11 protein-coding genes are annotated in these 16,698 nt (G+C 63.6%); 1 reads left to right on the plus strand and 10 read right to left on the minus strand.

The annotated features are described in order from the left end of the window. Position 1: 1 nt before the first annotated feature. The 4 genes from thrC to kbl all read right to left on the minus strand — a co-directional run bounded on the left by thrC (position 2) and on the right by kbl (position 5,331). Complete coding sequence (thrC, locus tag GEV02_RS03530) at positions 2-1,480, minus strand: threonine synthase (protein WP_152836527.1); 1,479 nt, start codon at positions 1,478-1,480, stop codon at positions 2-4. 212 nt (positions 1,481-1,692) lie between these two features. Then, the gene (locus GEV02_RS03535; protein WP_152836528.1) at positions 1,693-3,096 is read right to left on the minus strand and encodes an L-serine ammonia-lyase; all 1,404 of its coding nucleotides are present in this window, start codon (positions 3,094-3,096) and stop codon (positions 1,693-1,695) included. Positions 3,097-3,127: 31 nt separating this feature from the next. After that, positions 3,128-4,099, minus strand: coding sequence for an NAD-dependent epimerase/dehydratase family protein (locus GEV02_RS03540; RefSeq protein WP_152836530.1), 972 nt, complete (start codon positions 4,097-4,099; stop codon positions 3,128-3,130). Positions 4,100-4,125: 26 nt separating this feature from the next. Next, positions 4,126-5,331 carry a glycine C-acetyltransferase gene (gene kbl, locus GEV02_RS03545; protein WP_152836532.1) on the minus strand — a complete coding sequence of 402 codons (1,206 nt, stop codon included), beginning with the start codon at positions 5,329-5,331 and terminating at the stop codon, positions 4,126-4,128. Between the two features lie 160 nt (positions 5,332-5,491). On the opposite strand from kbl, the gene GEV02_RS03550 reads away from it, so the two are divergent. Next, positions 5,492-6,067 (plus strand): helix-turn-helix domain-containing protein, encoded by a 576-nt coding sequence (locus GEV02_RS03550; RefSeq protein WP_008448302.1) that lies wholly within the window; start codon positions 5,492-5,494, stop codon positions 6,065-6,067. Between the two features lie 10 nt (positions 6,068-6,077). On the opposite strand, the gene GEV02_RS03555 is transcribed toward GEV02_RS03550, so the two are convergent. The 6 genes from GEV02_RS03555 to GEV02_RS03580 all read right to left on the minus strand — a co-directional run bounded on the left by GEV02_RS03555 (position 6,078) and on the right by GEV02_RS03580 (position 16,602). Further along, complete coding sequence (locus GEV02_RS03555; protein WP_152836534.1) at positions 6,078-7,280, minus strand: ammonium transporter; 1,203 nt, start codon at positions 7,278-7,280, stop codon at positions 6,078-6,080. A 182-nt stretch (positions 7,281-7,462) separates the two neighbouring features. After that, positions 7,463-9,979, minus strand: a complete 2,517-nt coding sequence (locus tag GEV02_RS03560; protein ID WP_328595704.1) for a zinc-dependent metalloprotease — start codon at positions 9,977-9,979, stop codon at positions 7,463-7,465. Then, positions 9,976-12,147 (minus strand): prolyl oligopeptidase family serine peptidase, encoded by a 2,172-nt coding sequence (locus tag GEV02_RS03565; RefSeq protein ID WP_152836535.1) that lies wholly within the window; start codon positions 12,145-12,147, stop codon positions 9,976-9,978. Before GEV02_RS03565 ends, GEV02_RS03560 begins: the two co-directional genes overlap by 4 nt. 157 nt (positions 12,148-12,304) lie before the next feature. After that, positions 12,305-13,387 carry a DUF5694 domain-containing protein gene (locus GEV02_RS03570; protein WP_152836537.1) on the minus strand — a complete coding sequence of 361 codons (1,083 nt, stop codon included), beginning with the start codon at positions 13,385-13,387 and terminating at the stop codon, positions 12,305-12,307. Between the two features lie 138 nt (positions 13,388-13,525). Beyond that, a complete protein-coding gene (locus GEV02_RS03575) occupies positions 13,526-15,943 on the minus strand; it encodes a putative bifunctional diguanylate cyclase/phosphodiesterase (RefSeq protein ID WP_152836538.1) in 2,418 nt (805 codons plus the stop codon). A 14-nt stretch (positions 15,944-15,957) separates the two neighbouring features. Further along, positions 15,958-16,602 (minus strand): methylamine utilization protein, encoded by a 645-nt coding sequence (locus GEV02_RS03580; RefSeq protein ID WP_152836540.1) that lies wholly within the window; start codon positions 16,600-16,602, stop codon positions 15,958-15,960. Between the last annotated feature and the right edge of the window lie 96 nt (positions 16,603-16,698).

Below are 16,698 nucleotides of genomic sequence, written 5' to 3' on the forward strand. Positions count from 1 at the left end.
TTTACAGGCCGGTATTCGCGGCGATGTAGGCTTTCATCTTCTCCACGTCCGGCGGCATGACGACGAACTTCTGCGGCAGGTCTTCGATGTTCTCGAAGCCTTCCGGACGTTCTGCGTCCTCGCCCAGCGCATCGAGGATGGTTTCGTTGAACTTGGCGGCCAGCGCGGTTTCCAGCACGATCATCGTCACGCCTGGTTCCAGGTTCTCGCGCGCGACCTTGATGCCGTCGGCGGTGTGGGTGTCGATGACGATGCCGTAGTCATCGGCCACGTCGCGGATGGTGTTCAGGCGGTCGTCATGGGTGGACTTGCCGGACTTGAAGCCGTACTTCGCCACCAGTTTGAACTCGTCGCCGTCGGCGCCCGGTTTGCCGGACAGGTCGAAACCGCCGTGGGTTTCCACTTTCTGGAACAGCGCGCGGGTGCGGTCGCCGTCGCGGCCCACCAGGTCGTAGATGAAGCGCTCGAAGTTGGACGCCTTGGAGATGTCCATCGACGGGCTGCTGGTGTGGTAGGTCTCGGACGACTTGCGCACGCGGTACACGCCGGTGCGGAAGAATTCATCGAGCACGTCGTTTTCGTTGGTGGCGGCGACCAGTTTGTCGATCGGCAGGCCCATCATGCGGGCGATGTGGCCGGCGCAGATATTGCCGAAGTTCCCCGACGGGACGGTGAACGACACCTTCTGGTCGTTGGAGGTAGTCGCCGACAGGTAGCCACGGAAGTAGTACACCACCTGCGCCACCACGCGCGCCCAGTTGATCGAATTGACGGTGCCGATCTTCTGCTTGGCCTTGAACGGCAGGTCGTTGGAGACCGCCTTGACCATGTCCTGCGCATCATCGAACACGCCTTCGATGGCGATGTTGAAGATGTTCGGATCCTGCAGCGAGAACATCTGCGCGGTCTGGAAGGCGCTCATCTTCTTGTGCGGCGACAGCATGAACACGCGGATGCCCTGCTTGCCGCGCATCGCGTATTCGGCAGCGCTGCCGGTATCGCCGGAGGTGGCGCCGAAGATGTTCAGCTGCGCGTTCTGCTTGGCCAGCGTGTACTCGAACAGATTGCCCAGCAACTGCATTGCCATGTCCTTGAAGGCCAGGGTCGGGCCGTTGGACAGCGCCTGCAATACCAGCTTGGTGCCGTTTTCGCCCTCTTCCAGCACGCGCAGCGGCGTGATCTGGGATGCTTTTTCGCCTTTACGGGCGTTCTTGTAGACTTCCTTGGTGTAGGTCTTGGCGGTCAGCGCGCGCAGGTCGGCTTCAGGAATATCGGTCGCGAACTTCTTCAGAATCTCGAATGCCAGATCGGCATAGGACAGCTGGCGCCAGGCATCCAGCTCGGCGCCGGTCACTTGCGGATAGGCGGTCGGCAGGAACAGGCCGCCGTCGACGGCCAGACCACCCAGAAGGATGTCGGAGAATTGTTGGGAAGACGAAGCGGCGGCCGATGCGGCGGCGCGGGTAGACACGTATTGCATAGATTAGAAAGTCCGGTTGAGCTAACGGCTAAAAGGCAGAACGGTACGAAGCGAGCGGATATTATAGTGCGCCCGGCCGATTCCCGTAAAATCCTGTTGTTTTGCCATCACTCAACTCCGGGGTCAGGTCTGACATTCGGACACGAGCTCTGCCATAGCGGTCGCTTACGGCAGAGCTCGTGTCCGAATGTCAGACCTGACCCCGGATCTAATCAGCAGGCTGCGTGGTTCACCGTAATGACGTGGATCGCCAGGCCGCCCAGCGACGTTTCCTTGTACTTGGCCTGCATGTCGGCGCCGGTCTGGCGCATGGTTTCGATCACTTCGTCGAGGCTGACGAAGTGGGTGCCGTCGCCCTTCAGCGCCAGCGACGCGGCGGTGATGGCCTTGACCGCACCCATGCCGTTACGCTCGATGCACGGAATCTGTACCAGACCGCCGATCGGGTCACAGGTCATGCCCAAGTGGTGTTCGATGCCGATTTCGGCAGCGTTCTCGATCTGGGCGTTGGTGCCGCCCAGTGCCGCCACCAGTCCGGCCGCAGCCATCGCGCAGGCCACGCCCACTTCGCCCTGGCAGCCGATTTCCGCGCCGGAGATCGACGCGTTACGCTTGCACAGCATGCCGATGGCGGCAGCCGTCAGCATGAAACTGCGCACGCCGGTGACAGGATCGCTGGGTTTACAGTCTTCCGCATAGTAGCGCAGCACCGCCGGGATGATGCCGGCCGCACCATTGGTCGGCGCGGTGACGACACGGCCGCCGGCCGCGTTTTCCTCGTTGACCGCCATCGCATACAGGCTGACCTGGTGCAGCGCATCGTGCGGCAGGTCGTTGGCGCGGTTGTCGGAAGCCTTGGCGTCGCTGGCCTGCTTCCACAAGTTGGCGGCGCGGCGCTTGACGTTCAAGCCACCCGGCAGTTGGCCAGGCATATCCAGACCGTGAGCGATACAGTCGCGCATCACATGCCAGATCTTGTCGATGCCGGCGTTGACTTCCTCGTCGGTGCGCTTGACGTTTTCGTTCGTGCGCAGCATCTGCGGAATGGTCAGGCCGGTGCGCTCGCCGTGGGCCAGCAACTGGTCCATGGTGTCGAAGGCAAATGGAATCTCGGCGGCGGGAGCGCTGCCCACCGTCGGCGCGGCCTGGTGAGCCTCGCCTTCCTCTTTAATGAAGCCGCCGCCCACCGAGTAGTACACCTTGCTGAAGGTGCTGCCGTCGGTGCGCGTCAGCGTGAAGCGCATGCCGTTCGGGTGCTCGGCCAGCGATTCGGCCATGTGGAACACCAGGTTGATGCCGCGTTTGAACGGCACTTTGTGAGTGCCCAGCAGACGCAGCTCGCCGGCCTGCTCGGCCTGCGCCAGCTGGACGTCGACGCTGGTCGGCACCACGTCCTGCGGGGTTTCGCCCATCAGGCCGAGGATCACCGCCTTGTCGGTCGCGTGGCCAACGCCGGTCAGCGCCAGTGAACCATACAGCTCGGCGGTGACGCCGGTGACATCATCGAGCGGAGCGCTATCGAGCAGAAAACGGCGTGCCGCCACCATCGGTCCCACGGTGTGGGAACTCGACGGCCCAATGCCGATTTTAAACAGGTCGAATACGCTCATGTCCATCAGATGTCTCTCTTTTTTATAGTGTGTTGAATTACGCCGCTTTGCCCAGGTGGACGTCGACGTTGGCCAGCATGTCGGTCACCATTTCGTCGACGCCGATGCGGGCTTTCCAGCCCCAGTCCGCAGTCGCGGTGGCGTCGTCCAGGCTTTGCGGCCAGGTGTCGGCGATGGCCTGACGGCTATCCGGCTTGTAGCCGATCTTGAAGTCCGGCAGTGCGCGGGTGATCGCGGCGGCCAGCTGCTCCGGGTTGAACGACACGCCGGCCACATTGTACGCGGAACGGACCTTCACTTGTGCTGCCGGAGCGTCCATTAATTCGATGGTGGCGCGGATCGCATCGGGCATGTAGATCATCGGCAGCGTGGTCTGCGGGCCGAGGAAGCATTCATAGCGTTCGCCTCGCAGCGCCGAGTGGAAGATGGCGATGGCGTAGTCGGTGGTGCCGCCGCCCGGAGGCGACTTGAAGCTGATGATGCCTGGGTAGCGGATCGAGCGCACATCCACGCCGTATTTGATGAAGTAATACTCGCACAGGCGCTCGCCGGCCAGCTTGCTGATGCCGTAGATCGTGGTCGGGTCCATCACCGTGGTTTGCGGCGTGTTGACGGCCGGGGTGTTCGGGCCGAAGGCGGCGATCGACGAAGGCCAGAAGATGCGCAGCGGCTTGCCGATGGCGCCGCGTTCGCGCGCCACTTCCAGGATGTTAAGCAGGCCATCCATGTTCAGCGTCCAGGCTTTCAACGGCGCCGCTTCGCCGGTGGCCGACAGCATCGCCGCCAGCTGGTAGACCTGGGTGATGCCCTCGTCGGTGACCAGCGCCGACAGCGCGACCTTATCCAGTACGTTGAGCGTGGTGTAGCGCGCCGCGTTGTACAGATTGGTCGGGCTGATGTCGGCGGCGATGACGTTCTGTGCGCCGTGTTGAGCGGCCAGCGCTTCTACCAGCTCGCTGCCGATCTGGCCATTGGCGCCGATAACGAGGATGCGTTCTTGAGTGTTCATATTATTGTTCCTGACGATTTTCATGTTTAGTTCTTCAGCAGGCCGAGTTCATGGCCTGCCTGTTCGAATGCTTTGAGCACGGTTTCCAGCTGCGCCCGGGTGTGGGCCGCCGACAGCTGGACACGCACACGCGCCTGGCCCATCGGGACCACCGGGTAGAAGAAGCCGCTGAGCAGAACGCCCAGCTCATACATTCGTGCCGCGAATTTCTGCGCGACGGGCGCATCGAACAACATGACAGGAACGACAGGGTGCGTACCCGGCTTGATGGTGAAGCCGATACGCTCAATCTCCTTGCGGAAGAAAGCGGTGTTTTCATGCAGGCGGTCGCGCAGTTCGGTCGATTCCGACAGCTTTTGCAGCACCGCCAGCGAGGCGCCGGCGATCGACGGCGCCAGCGTGTTCGAGAACAGGTAAGGACGCGATTTCTGGCGCAGCATGTCGATCACTTCCTTGCGCGCCGAGGTGAAGCCGCCCATCGCGCCGCCCAGGGCCTTGCCCAGGGTGCCGGTGATGATGTCGACGCGGCCCATGACGTTGTGGTGCTCATGCGTGCCGCGGCCGGTCGCGCCCATGAAGCCTGAGGCGTGGCATTCGTCGATCATCACCAGCGCGCCGTATTTGTCGGCCAGGTCGCAGATCTTGTCCAGTTGAGCGATGGTGCCGTCCATCGAGAACACGCCGTCGGTGACGATGACTTTATGACGCTTGCCGGCCGCGGCTTGCAGCTGTACTTCCAGGTCTGCCATATCGTTATGGGCATAGCGGAAGCGCGCGGCTTTGCACAGGCGGATGCCGTCGATGATCGACGCGTGGTTCAGCGCGTCCGAGATGATGGCGTCGTTTTCGTCGAACAGCGGCTCGAACACGCCGCCGTTGGCGTCGAAGGCGGCCGCGTACAGGATGGTGTCTTCGGTACCGAGGAACTTGGAAATCGCCTGCTCCAGCTGCTTGTGCACGGTCTGGGTGCCGCAGATGAATCGTACCGACGACAGGCCGTAGCCATACTTTTCGGTCGCATCGATGGACGCCTGCGCCACCCACTCCTGGCCGGACAGGCCCAGGTAGTTATTGGCGCACATATTGATCAGCATTCGACCATCCTCGCTCGTCACTTCCGCGCCCTGGCGCGAAGCCAGCACGCGCTCTGGCTTGTAGAGGCCCTGCTCGCGCAATTGGTCGAGGTTCTGCTGCAGGCCGCTGAAGAAGGTGGATTTTGCTGGAATGGTCATGATGGGTCCCTGTCTGTGGTACGATTTCACTGCGTTATACGAAATCCGTTATGTCGAACTCAAATTCAATATATCGAATATTACAGAACACCAGTGAACTGCGCAAGCCATCAACGCGCAGCGATTCACTTGAAATTTAGCCCATCTGCCGAATAAAACAATGAATACTCCCGTTTCGACGAATGCACCTCCAGAAGTCGGCGCCGCCCTACAGCGGCTGCGCCTGGCCCGTGGCCTGACACTGGAGGATTTGTCCCGCATCGCCGGCGTCTCCAAATCGATGCTGTCCCAGATCGAGCGGGAAAAGGCGAATCCGACCATCGCCATCACCTGGCGGCTGGCCAACGCGCTGGGCGTGCAGATCGGCGAACTGCTGGCGACGGCGGAGCGGCAGACCGAGACTGTGCGCGTGATCGAGGCGCACGAGATCCCAACCCTGCCCGGCCATCACGCCGGCTATGTGCTGCGCATTTTGGGTCCGCTGGAGCTGGCCAGCAAATATGAGTGGTATGAACTGACGCTGGTGCCGGGTGGCGAACTGGCCTCGCAGGGCCATGATCCCGGCGCGCAGGAGCACCTGACGCTGCTGCACGGCTCGGTGGAGGTGGAGGTCGGCCCGGACAAGAAGAAGGTAAAGCTGGGCAGCACGGCGCGCTACCCGGGAGACCAGCAGCACATCATCCGCAACGTCGGCAAGACCGAGGCGAAGGCGCTGCTGGTGGTGATACACCGTTAAGCTTAACTATTTACCAGTTCGATTCACGCTCCGGCGTGGAGCTGATGCGGTGAATCGACAGGTCTGCGCCCTGGAACTCTTCTTCCGGATCCAGGCGCAGGCCCAGCGTGGCTTTCAACACGCCGTAGATGGCAAAGCCGCCCACCAGCGCAATCGCCACGCCCAGCACGGTGCCGCCCAACTGCGCGGCGAAGGACACACCGCCGATGCCGCCCAGCGCCTTCTGGCCGAAGATCCCCGCCGCGACGCCGCCCCAGGCGCCGCACAGGCCGTGCAGCGGCCACACGCCCAGCACGTCGTCGATCTTCCATTTATTTTGTGCCAAGGTGAACATCCAGACAAATACCGCGCCGGCGATGCAGCCGGTGGCCAGTGCGCCCAGCGGGTGCATCAGGTCCGAGCCGGCGCACACCGCCACCAGCCCGGCCAGCGGGCCGTTGTAGGCGAAGCCTGGATCGTTTTTACCCATCAGCAGCGCGACCAGCGTGCCGCCGACCATCGCCATCAGCGAGTTGACGGCGACCAGGCCGTTCATCTTGTCCAGCGCCTGCGCGCTCATCACGTTGAAGCCGAACCAGCCCACCGTCAAAATCCACGCGCCCAGCGCCAGGAAGGGAATCGACGACGGCGGATGGGCGGCGATGGCGCCGTTCTTCATGTAGCGTCCACGGCGCGCGCCGAGCAGCAGCACCGCCGGCAGCGCGATCCAGCCGCCCACCGCGTGCACCACCACCGAGCCGGCGAAGTCGTGGAACTCGGCGCCGAAGGCCGACGCCAGCCACTCCTGCACGCCGAAGCGGTGGTTCCAGACTATCCCTTCAAAGAATGGATAGACCAGCCCCACCAGCAGCGCGGTGGCGATCAATTGCGGATGGAAGCGGGCCCGCTCGGCGATGCCGCCCGAGATAATCGCCGGGATGGCGGCGGCAAAGGTCAGCAGGAAGAAGAATTTGACCAGCTCATAGCCGTTCTTGGCGGCCAGCACCTCGGCCGAGGAGAAGAAGTTGACGCCATAGGCAATGCTGTAGCCGACGAAGAAATACGCAATCGTCGACACGGCGAAATCCACCAGGATCTTGACCAGCGCGTTGACCTGGTTTTTCTTGCGCACCGTGCCCAATTCCAGAAATGCGAATCCGGCGTGCATGGCCAAAATCATGATGGCGCCGAGCAGTATGAACAATGCATCGGCGCCGTCTTTGTATCCACCCATCAAAATCTCTCCCCAAAATAATGCAAAAATTGACAACGAGTATCGATAAAAGCAATATTCGTTCCAATTTGGTGCAAATTTTAAGTGCTTGATTTCATGGTGTTTTTATTTTGTGCATGAATCTGCACCAAGGCTGGGCGCACCGAAATAAGGCGTCATTTTGGTGCGCCCGGCCTTGCGGATCAGATCGGAGCGCCCGGCGGGATGGCAGGCATGGCGCGCAGTTTGACGCTGCGCGGATCGCTCAGGTAGGCCGTTATCAGCTCGGCGGCCTGCTTGCGGCTGTCGGCGGTGACGCCTTTGCCGGGATTCTTTTGCAGCCATTGCGCCAGCTCGCGCGCGGATTGGCGCACTTCCGCCGCCACCTGCGGATGCAGCCTGCCGCCGTCGAGCAGGTTGAGCGTGGCGTCGACCACTACCCAGTTGGAGGCCAGCTGCACCGCTTCGCCGCCTGCGACCGAGGCAGGCACCGCTTCGCGCTTCCACGTCTTTTGCAGCAGCAGTCCTAGCACCTCCTGCACGCCCGGCTGCTGCGCGTCGCGCGCGTGCTGCCATGCGACACGGTTGATGCGGGCTGGGTCGAGCAGGAAGCCGGCCGTTTGCGCCGCCCCCGCCTCGGCGATCGAGAAGGCGTCGAACACCGAATCCATGCGGGTGGCGAAGTACTCACGGCTGCGTTCATGGCCCATGGCTGGTGGCGTCAGGATATCGAGCACGCCGGCCGGCAGCGCCAGGTACTCGGCGCGCAGGCTGTCCACCAGACGACTCAAGGCCTGGCGCTGCACCGCCGCCGGCGTGGCCTTGACGCCTGCCTTGGCGATGCCGGCTTTGACGTCGCCGCTGCTGGTGTAGTCGAAATCGCCGCCGCCGATCAAGCGCGCAACGGCCTCGCCCTGATAGCGTTGCAGCAGATAGACTGGCACCAGCCGCGCTTCCAGCTCACCGATCTGGCGCGCATCCGGCAGCACATCGACCGAGAAGGTTTGCAGCGCCCGCTGGCGCACTGCGCCCAGCTGGTCCCAGGTCTTGATCGAGTCCGGGCCGAAGTCCCACAGCAGGCCGTCGGGATGGCTGGAGCTGGGCGAGCGGTCATCCTGGTCGCTGGAGTACAGCATGCCGGCCGCGCGCGCATCGGCGCGCAGCCTGGCCAACGCCGCCTGTTCCTGCGCGCCGCCGCCGAAGTCGCCGTAGATGTACTTGACGATGTAGTCGTCCCACGGCCCGACGCCGACACCGTAGGCATCGGCGATATCGACGTTGCCCTTGGCGTCCAGCTTGAGGATGGGGTGCGGGTAATCCATCACCGAGCCATTGCCCATGCGGCTGGCGGCGAAGTTGTGGGCGAAGCCGAGTGTATGCCCGACTTCGTGCGCGGCCAGTTGGCGCAAGCGCGCCAGGGCCATCGCCTCGGCCAGCTTCTGCTTGTCGGCCGGGGCGTTCTTGCCGTACGGCGCAAGCAGGCTTTCAGCGATCAGGATGTCCTGGCGCACGCGCTGCGAACCCAGCGTGACGGCGCCACGGATGATTTGCCCGGTGCGCGGATCGGTCAGCGCGTTCCCGTAGGACCAACCGCGCGTGGCGCGGTGTACCCAGTGGATCACGTTGTAGCGGATGTCCATCGCGTCCACGCCTTCAGGCAGCAGCTCGACGCGGTAGGCGTCCTTGAAGCCGGCCTTTTCGAAGGCGCTGGCCCACCACGAAGCACCCGCGATCAAGGCCGAGCGTACCGGTTCCGGCGCGCCGCGATCGACGTAGTAGACGATGGGTTTCTTGACGGTGCTGACCGCCGCCGACGGATCGGTCTTTTCAAGGCGATGCCGCACCTGCCAGTGCACGTCGATGCTGCTGGCGAGCGGGGTGGCGAAGTCGTAGTAGTTGACGTCGAAGCCGCCGGAATACGGATGGTAGCTGCGCGGCAGCCAGCCGCCCGCCTGCGCGCCGACAGCGGGCAGGCGCACCATGCTGATATGCTGGCGCAGCGACAGGCTGCTGGCGTCTGCGGCCACCTGGCGCACGTAGTCGGCTTGTCCGGGGCCTGCAAAGGTCAGCAGCGCTTCCAGTTCAACGTTGTCGGGGAAGGCCTTGGCCTGTTCAGCCAGCACGGCGCTGCGCGCCGCATCGACCTGATATCCGCCCTGCTTGGCGGCGGCCAGTCGCGCGGCGATGCCATGGCGGTCGGCCAGCAGGAAGCTGGAGAAATCGACCAGATGGCGCTCGCCCTCGCTGGCGACGATCTCGCCAGACCACAGCACGCCGCTGGCGAACGATTCGGTGACGGCGGCGCGTTCGTCCTTGTCCGCCGACGCGGCGATGAAGCTGGTGTTCTCCTGCACCAGGAACAGGCGGGCGCCGTGTTTTTCAAAATGCACCATGCGCATCTCGCCCGGCTGGCCGCGATCGAGACCAACGTCGTTCGAGCCCAGCGCATAGGGCAAGGAGCTTAGCAGCAGAAAGGGCTGGTCCAGCGACGACACGGAGAGCAGCACCCTGCCCTTGTCCGTGTCGCGCCAGACGTCGATGAAGCCCGGCTGCGATTGCAGGCCGCGCGTGGCATCGGCGATCTTCTTCGCCGATGCCGGCGCAGACGCCGGCACGGCGGCCGCACTGTCGGCGGCGATTGCCAGCCCCGGCGCCGCTGGCGCCACGCCCAGCATCAGGATGGCGAGCAGCAGCGGCCCGGTGGCCGGCGCGGGCCTCACTGCTGGCCTGCGGCTTTGACAGCGTCGGCGACGCCATCCATCTTCAGCGCGCGGCTCAGGAAGCCCCAGCGATCAGCCACTTCCTCGATCTGCTTGGTGGTCGGCTTGCCTGCGCCGTGGCCGGCCTTGCTGTCGATGCGGATCAGGATAGGCGCTGCGCCGCCCTGGTCGGCCTGAGCGGTGGCGGCGAACTTGAAGCTGTGCGCCGGCACTACGCGGTCGTCATGGTCGGCCGTGGTAATCATGGTGGCCGGGTAGCAGGTGCCCTTCTTCAGGTTGTGCAGCGGCGAGTACTTGATCAGCGCCTTGAACTCGTCGGCGTTGTCGGACGAACCGTAGTCCGAAGTCCACGCCCAGCCGATGGTGAACTTGTGGAAGCGCAGCATATCCAGCACGCCCACTTGCGGAATCGCGGCCGCGAACAGATCCGGACGTTGCGTCATCGTCGCGCCGACCAGCAGGCCGCCGTTGCTGCCGCCGCCGATGGACAGCTTGGCCGGCGACGTCACCTTGTTGGCGATCAGCCATTCGGCCGCGCCGATGAAGTCATCGAACACGTTCTGCTTCTGCAGCTTGGTGCCTGCCGCGTGCCACGATTCGCCGTACTCGCCGCCGCCGCGCAGGTTGGCCATCACGTAGACGCCGCCCATTTCCAGCCACGCCAGGTTGGCGACCGAGAACGAAGGCGTCAGCGAGACGTTGAAGCCGCCGTAGCCGTACAGGTAAGTCGGATTGCTGCCGTCCAGCTTCAGGCCTTTTTTCGACACGATGAACATCGGTACCTTGGTGCCATCGCGGCTGGTGAAGAACTCTTGGCGGGTTTCAAACGCGGCCGGGTCGAAGTCCACCTTGGGCTGGCGATACACGCTGCTCTTGTTGGACTTCAGGTCGTAGCGGTAGATGGTGCTTGGCGTCGTGAAGCTGGTGTACGAGTAGAAGGTCTCGCTGTCGGTGCGCTTGCCGCCGAAGCCGCCGGCCGAACCCAGGCCAGGCAGTTCGACATCGTGCAGCGGCTTGCCTTTCAGGTCGAATACCTTGACCAGGCTGTGGGCGTCGCTCAGGTAGTCCACCAGCAGCTGGTTGTTGACGACGGATGCGGACACCATGGTGTTGGCGCTCTCCGGCACGATCTGCTTCCAGTTCAGCACACCGGGCTTGCGAGTGTCGATGGCGACGATGCGGCCGCGCGGCGCATTGCGCTCGGTGCGGAACCAGAACACCAGGCCGTCATTGCCGATGAAGTTATACGACGCGTCGAAGTCCTCCAGCAACGGCACCACCTTGGCGTCCTTGCGCGACAGGTCTTTGTAGTAGACGCGGTTCTTGTTCTCCGTGCCTTGCGACGCGGTGATGATGAGGAAGCGGCCATCTTCGGTGACTTCGCCGCCGAAGCCCCAGTCCTTGTGGTCCGGGCGGTCGTAGACCAGCGTGTCCGCGCTTTGCGGCGTGCCGATCTTGTGGAAGTACAGCTTCTGGAAGTAGTTCACGTCGGCCAGCTTGGTCGCTTCCTTCGGTTCGTCGTAGCGGCTGTAGAAGAAGCCGGAACCGTCGTGCAGCCATGCGGTGCTGGAGAACTTCACCCACTTGATGTGGTCTTCGATGTCCTTGCCGCTGTCGATATCGCGCACCTTGATCTCGTTCCAGTCGGAGCCGGAAGCGGCGGTGCTGTAGGCGAGGTATTTGCCGTTCGGGCTCACCGCCAGGCCGGCCAGCGCCACAGTGCCGTCGGCGGCCAGCGTGTTCGGGTCGAGCAGCAGGCGTGGCACGTCGGCCAGCGTCTTCATCGTGTACAGCACCGATTGATTCTGCAGGCCGTCGTTACGGCTGTAGAAATAGCGGCCGCCTTCCTTGAACGGCACGCTGAAGCGCTCGAAGTTCCACAGCTTGGTCAAGCGGCTCTTGATCGCGTCGCGGCCGGGAATCTGCGACAGGTAGTTCTGCGTCAGCTTGTTCTGTTCGACGACCCAGGCGTGGGTCTCGTCGCTGTTGGCGTCTTCCAGCCAGCGGTAAGGGTCCGCCACTTTGACGCCGTGATAGTCATCGGTCTGGTCGACGGTGCGGGTGGCGGGATAGGTCACGCCAGGGCCGGCAACGGCGCAGGTTTGGGCGGAGGCGCTGTGCGCCAGCAGTACGGCAGCCACCAGGGCGGCGCGCTTCAAATGCTTCATGCGAAAGTCCGTAAGATCGAAGAATATTCGGAAGCGGCGAACCGCGTTGCGGCGCCGCCAAGGCTCAACGGCTACCGCTGCTACAACGGCTGCCGCTGATAATCATAGCTTGCTTTGTGACAAATAAGCAATGATAGGAAAGCGTTATCGGCGTGTTTTATTCGGCGCGCAGCAGGGTGTCGGTGCTGACGACGCGCACGTCGTGCATCTGGTTCAGATAGGATTCCAGATAGCCTTTGTGCGAGGCGCCGACGATGACCAGGGTGCGGCTGCCGGGCCGCAAGGACACCGCCTCGCGGATATTGGACGCCATCCGCAGATTGCGCGTTTCCCAGTAGCCGACGTAGCTGCGGCCGAAATGCTGGGGCGACGGCTCTTCCAGCGCCGCGCCGAAGTCGGCGCGGAAGACCCGCTCTGCGGCGCTGCCGGCGTTATATGCGCGGTACATCGCCAGCACGCCGGCCGGTGTCGCCAGGCCGCCGCGCAAGGTCTCGTCGTCGCGTTTGCGGGCTGCCGAAAACGGGTTATTCCACGCTTTCATGATCGCCTCGCCATAGCCCTTTTCATCGGCGACATCGAAGTCGGACGTGTGGTCATCCATCGGGTACACGCGCTCATGCCCGCAACGGGCGGCCAGTTGCGCGGCAATCAGATAATCTTCATTGCGCTTTTCCCGCAGGCCGTTGAGGATCTCCACCAGTTGGTCATTCAGGCCGTCGCCGGCGTGCCGTTCGTCGGCCGGTAGGCGCAGCCATTGCACCGTTGCGGACGCGGGTTCGCCGGCCGCCAGGAACAACGACGCCAGCTTGCGGCGCTGGCCTGCCGATGGCGCCGACGGCCATGCGGCCAGCAGGCGATCCACTTGCGCGGTGGCGCCGGGTACATCGAGGCCGGTGGCGATGGCGGCCGGCGCCGGATCCCAACAATAGCTCTTGACCGTATCGGCGTAGCGCTCGCGGTAGCCGCGCAGGAAGGCGCACTGCGGCCCGGATAGCGCTTCGATGGCGATGGCCTTGGGCTGCCAGCTCGCGAGGCGGTCCATCAGCAAACTCAGATTGGCGGGATCGAAGGTCTTCGGCAGTTGCGACAGGTGGGCCGTGCCGAGCACCAGCAACTCGTTCGCAGGCCCGCGCTGCAGCTTGAAGGCGCCCGGGTTGAATTCCGCGCCAGGCGCCTCGGCGGCGCAAACGTGGCCGTGAACCACGGCAGTAATCGTGATGGCTGCGAGCAGTCGCTGCATGGAGACTCCTGGAATAAATGGAATCACGCGAGCATAAACAGGCTGCCGGACGATGTGGTCCGCGATGCGATGTACTGCAGATTCAGCGTATCAAAATGCAGATTTCCCGGATTGGACGCGATGCCGCGCCCCAGGGATTCAGCTGTCGATTTCGATTTCGCGGCGCTCCGGCACGGAGACGGCGATCGGCGCCCGCCACTTCTCCAGCCAGGCGATCAACTGGTCGCCGGGGATGGGACGGCTCATGAAGTAGCCCTGGCCCTGGTCGCAGCCCAGCTCCGCCAGCAGCCGCCATACGGCTTCGCTCTCGATGCCCTCCGCCACCACGCGCAGGCCCATGTTGTGGCCAAGGTCGATCGTCGAGCGGACGATCTTGGTGTCGCCGACATCGTTCTCCATGTTCAGCACGAAGGACTTGTCGATCTTGAGTTCATTCACCGGCAGCCGTTTCAGGTAGGCCAGCGACGAGTAGCCGGTGCCGAAATCGTCGATCGACAAATCGACGCCCATCGCGCTCAGACGCTCCAGCGTGTGCTGGGCGCGCACCGGATCGTCCATGATCGCGCTCTCGGTGATCTCCAGGCAGAACGAGCTTGGCGCCAGCTTGTGGCGGGCCAGCGTCTCGGCAAACTTGGCCGGCAAGTCCTGATCCAGCAGGTCGCGCGTGGACAGGTTGACCGACACCTTCAACGGATAACCCTTGGCCGCCAGTTCGTGGCACAGCTCCGCCGACTTCTCCATCACCCAGCGCGTCAGGACGCGGATAAAGCCGGTCTGCTCGGCGAACGGTATGAACTCGTCGGGGAACACATTGCCCCGCTCCGGGTGCACCCAGCGCACCAGCGACTCCATGCCCACCACCTTGCCGGTATCGAGCATGATCTTCGGCTGCACGTGCAGGCGGAACTCGTTGCGCTCGATGGCGTTGCGCAGCTCCGTCAGCAGCGACAGGCTCTTCTCGCTGGATTTGTCCATGGCCGCGTCGTAGACCACGGCGCCGTCGTTGCGCTGCTTGGCCGCGTACATCGCCACCTCGGCCATGCTCAGCAAGGCCTCGCCGTGGTTGCCGTGTTCGGGATAGCCAGCGATGCCCAGGCCGGCGCCGATGTCGACCATCTGGTCTTCCAGCGACAGCGGCGTCTCCAGCGCCTGCAGGATCTCGGCCGCCATGCGCTGTGCGGAATCGAGGTCGGAGTCCGGCAGCAGCACGGCGAATTCGTCGCCGCCCAGCCGCGCCACCTGCGCCGACGATTGGCGGCGGTTGGCCAGCAGCAGCTGCAAGCGCCCCGCCACCTGGCGCAGCAAGGCGTCGCCGAAGCTGTGGCCCATGACGTCGTTGACGTGCTTGAAGCGGTCCAGGTCCATCATCAGCACGAACACGGATTCCTCGCGCTTGGCCGCTTCGGCCAGGGCGTCGTCCAGCAGCAGCACGAACTGCGCGCGGTTCGGCAGATTGGTCAGCGTGTCCCAGTACGCCAGACGGCGGATTTCCTGTTCGCGTTTGGCGATCCCTTCGCGCATGGCGTCGAAGGCGTGCGCCAGTGCGCCAATTTCGTCTTCGCGGCTGGTGTCGATCTGGCCTTTGTAGTCGCCCTGCTCCAGGCGCTTGGCGGTGTCGGCCAGTTGGCTGATCGGCTGCGCGATGCGCTTGGCCGTGAACACGATGGCCAGCGCCGACAGGAAGATACCGCCCAGCGTCAGGCCGATCAGCCAGCGTTCCAGGCGGCTGTACTCGGCGGTCGCCTCGTCGATGGAGCGCGCCAGCAGCACGTTGGCGGTCTGGTCGCCGTACTGGCCGATGGCCAGCAGGCGCGCGCTGTACTTCCCGGATTCCAGCATCAGGTCGAACGGGCCGGCCGGCACGGCGGGCATGGCTTGCAGCTGGTTGATGACGAATTGCGCGGTCAGGCCGCCGAAGGTCGAGCCGACGGACAGCCATTGGCCTTGCGGATCGCGGGTCAGCACCGTGGTGTCGAGCGAGCTGATCTCGCGCATGTCGGTCGCCAGTTGGCGGTCGATCGGGAAAGTCATGACGATCCAGCCGATGGTGATCGGCGCCTTGATCGGCATGACGACGATCTGGTAAGGCCGATGATCGACGATGGCGATGCCGTTGGCGCCGTCCGACGCTTCGGCGGCATCCAGCATGCTGATGACTTGTTTTTCCAGCGCGGCAGCCTGGCTGTTGTTGGTCGATACGCTGACCTTGCGTTCGGAGCTGATGAGCATCGTCAGCGCGGCCTTGATGCGGCGGCCGCTGTTGACCAGCGCCGATTCGATGGTGGCGCGGTCGCTCTCGTCGTTGTTGCCGATGGCGGCGACGAAGGCGGTGTCGCGCGCCAGCAGGCGCGCACCGAAGCGCAGGCTTTGGGCGTTCTGGTCCAGCAGGCGGCGGAATACCTTGGAGCCGTTGTTGAGCTCGCTGCTGATGGCGAGCCGCGCATTGTTGTCGATGCCGCGCTGGATCACCAGCAGGCCGATCAACTGCACAGCCACGACCAACACCAGGAACAGTGTGACGATCCGGCTTTCCAGGCTACGGAAGCGCATACGCATGCTCGGACTATCCCTTAAAGAGTGGACGACGCCGCGTCGTCGGCCGCCGGCGGTTTCATCGGCAGCTTGAACACGGCGGTTGCCAACGCGTCGCCCGCCTTGACGGTCAACACCTGCTCGGGCGTGGCGCCGCCGACGGTGTTGTAGTGCCAGGCCTTGACCACGTACTTGCCGCCGGCCGGCAGTTCGATGCGGGCGGCGCCGGCGCCATCGGTCTTGGCGAAATACGGCGTATCGACGACTTTGACATACGCCACCATTTTGTCATGGATATTACAACCGAGTACAACGGTACCCGCTTTATCGAAGACCTGCGGCGCCGCCGACTGGCCGGAATACAACTTCTGGTCGAACTTGTGGGCGGGCGAGAATGAGTAGATGTGGTGTCGGACTTTGTCGTTGTTCGGGAAGAACACCTTGGCGCCGGTCTGGACCACGCTGACCAGAGGCACGAATTTCAAGCCTTTTTGTTCGATCTCCGCCGTGGGCGCGGCGCGGCCGGTGGCCGGACCACTTTCCGATTCGACATAAATGATGGTATCGGGCAGTACCTTGCCGGCGGCATCCTGCACCTGCACGGCGATGCCGGTGGCGCCGGCGCTCGCCATGCTCAGCAATAGCGGAAGAAAAAGCGTCTGGCGTAAGGTGTGACGATGCATGGGTAGCCTGATTTTGAAGACGTAGCTGCGATTGTAGCGCCTGGGCAATAATCCACGGAGCTGTTTTTTACCGTTTGTCGCAAATTGTTTCCACAA

The sequence above is a fragment of the Rugamonas aquatica genome, from assembly GCF_009380215.1.
Lineage (GTDB): Bacteria > Pseudomonadota > Gammaproteobacteria > Burkholderiales > Burkholderiaceae_D > Rugamonas > Rugamonas aquatica_B.

What these genes read in the sequence shown, in the direction of transcription:
- GEV02_RS03555 (WP_152836534.1), bottom strand. Translation starts at nt 7,280, where the DNA reads ATGGGTGGATACAAAGACGGCGCCGATGCATTGTTCATACTGCTCGGC.
- GEV02_RS03535 (WP_152836528.1), bottom strand. Translation starts at nt 3,096, where the DNA reads ATGGACATGAGCGTATTCGACCTGTTTAAAATCGGCATTGGGCCGTCG.
- GEV02_RS03570 (WP_152836537.1), bottom strand. Translation starts at nt 13,387, where the DNA reads ATGCAGCGACTGCTCGCAGCCATCACGATTACTGCCGTGGTTCACGGC.
- GEV02_RS03550 (WP_008448302.1), top strand. Translation starts at nt 5,492, where the DNA reads ATGAATACTCCCGTTTCGACGAATGCACCTCCAGAAGTCGGCGCCGCC.
- GEV02_RS03575 (WP_152836538.1), bottom strand. Translation starts at nt 15,943, where the DNA reads ATGCGTATGCGCTTCCGTAGCCTGGAAAGCCGGATCGTCACACTGTTC.
- GEV02_RS03580 (WP_152836540.1), bottom strand. Translation starts at nt 16,602, where the DNA reads ATGCATCGTCACACCTTACGCCAGACGCTTTTTCTTCCGCTATTGCTG.
- GEV02_RS03565 (WP_152836535.1), bottom strand. Translation starts at nt 12,147, where the DNA reads ATGAAGCATTTGAAGCGCGCCGCCCTGGTGGCTGCCGTACTGCTGGCG.
- GEV02_RS03540 (WP_152836530.1), bottom strand. Translation starts at nt 4,099, where the DNA reads ATGAACACTCAAGAACGCATCCTCGTTATCGGCGCCAATGGCCAGATC.
- kbl (WP_152836532.1), bottom strand. Translation starts at nt 5,331, where the DNA reads ATGACCATTCCAGCAAAATCCACCTTCTTCAGCGGCCTGCAGCAGAAC.
- thrC (WP_152836527.1), bottom strand. Translation starts at nt 1,480, where the DNA reads ATGCAATACGTGTCTACCCGCGCCGCCGCATCGGCCGCCGCTTCGTCT.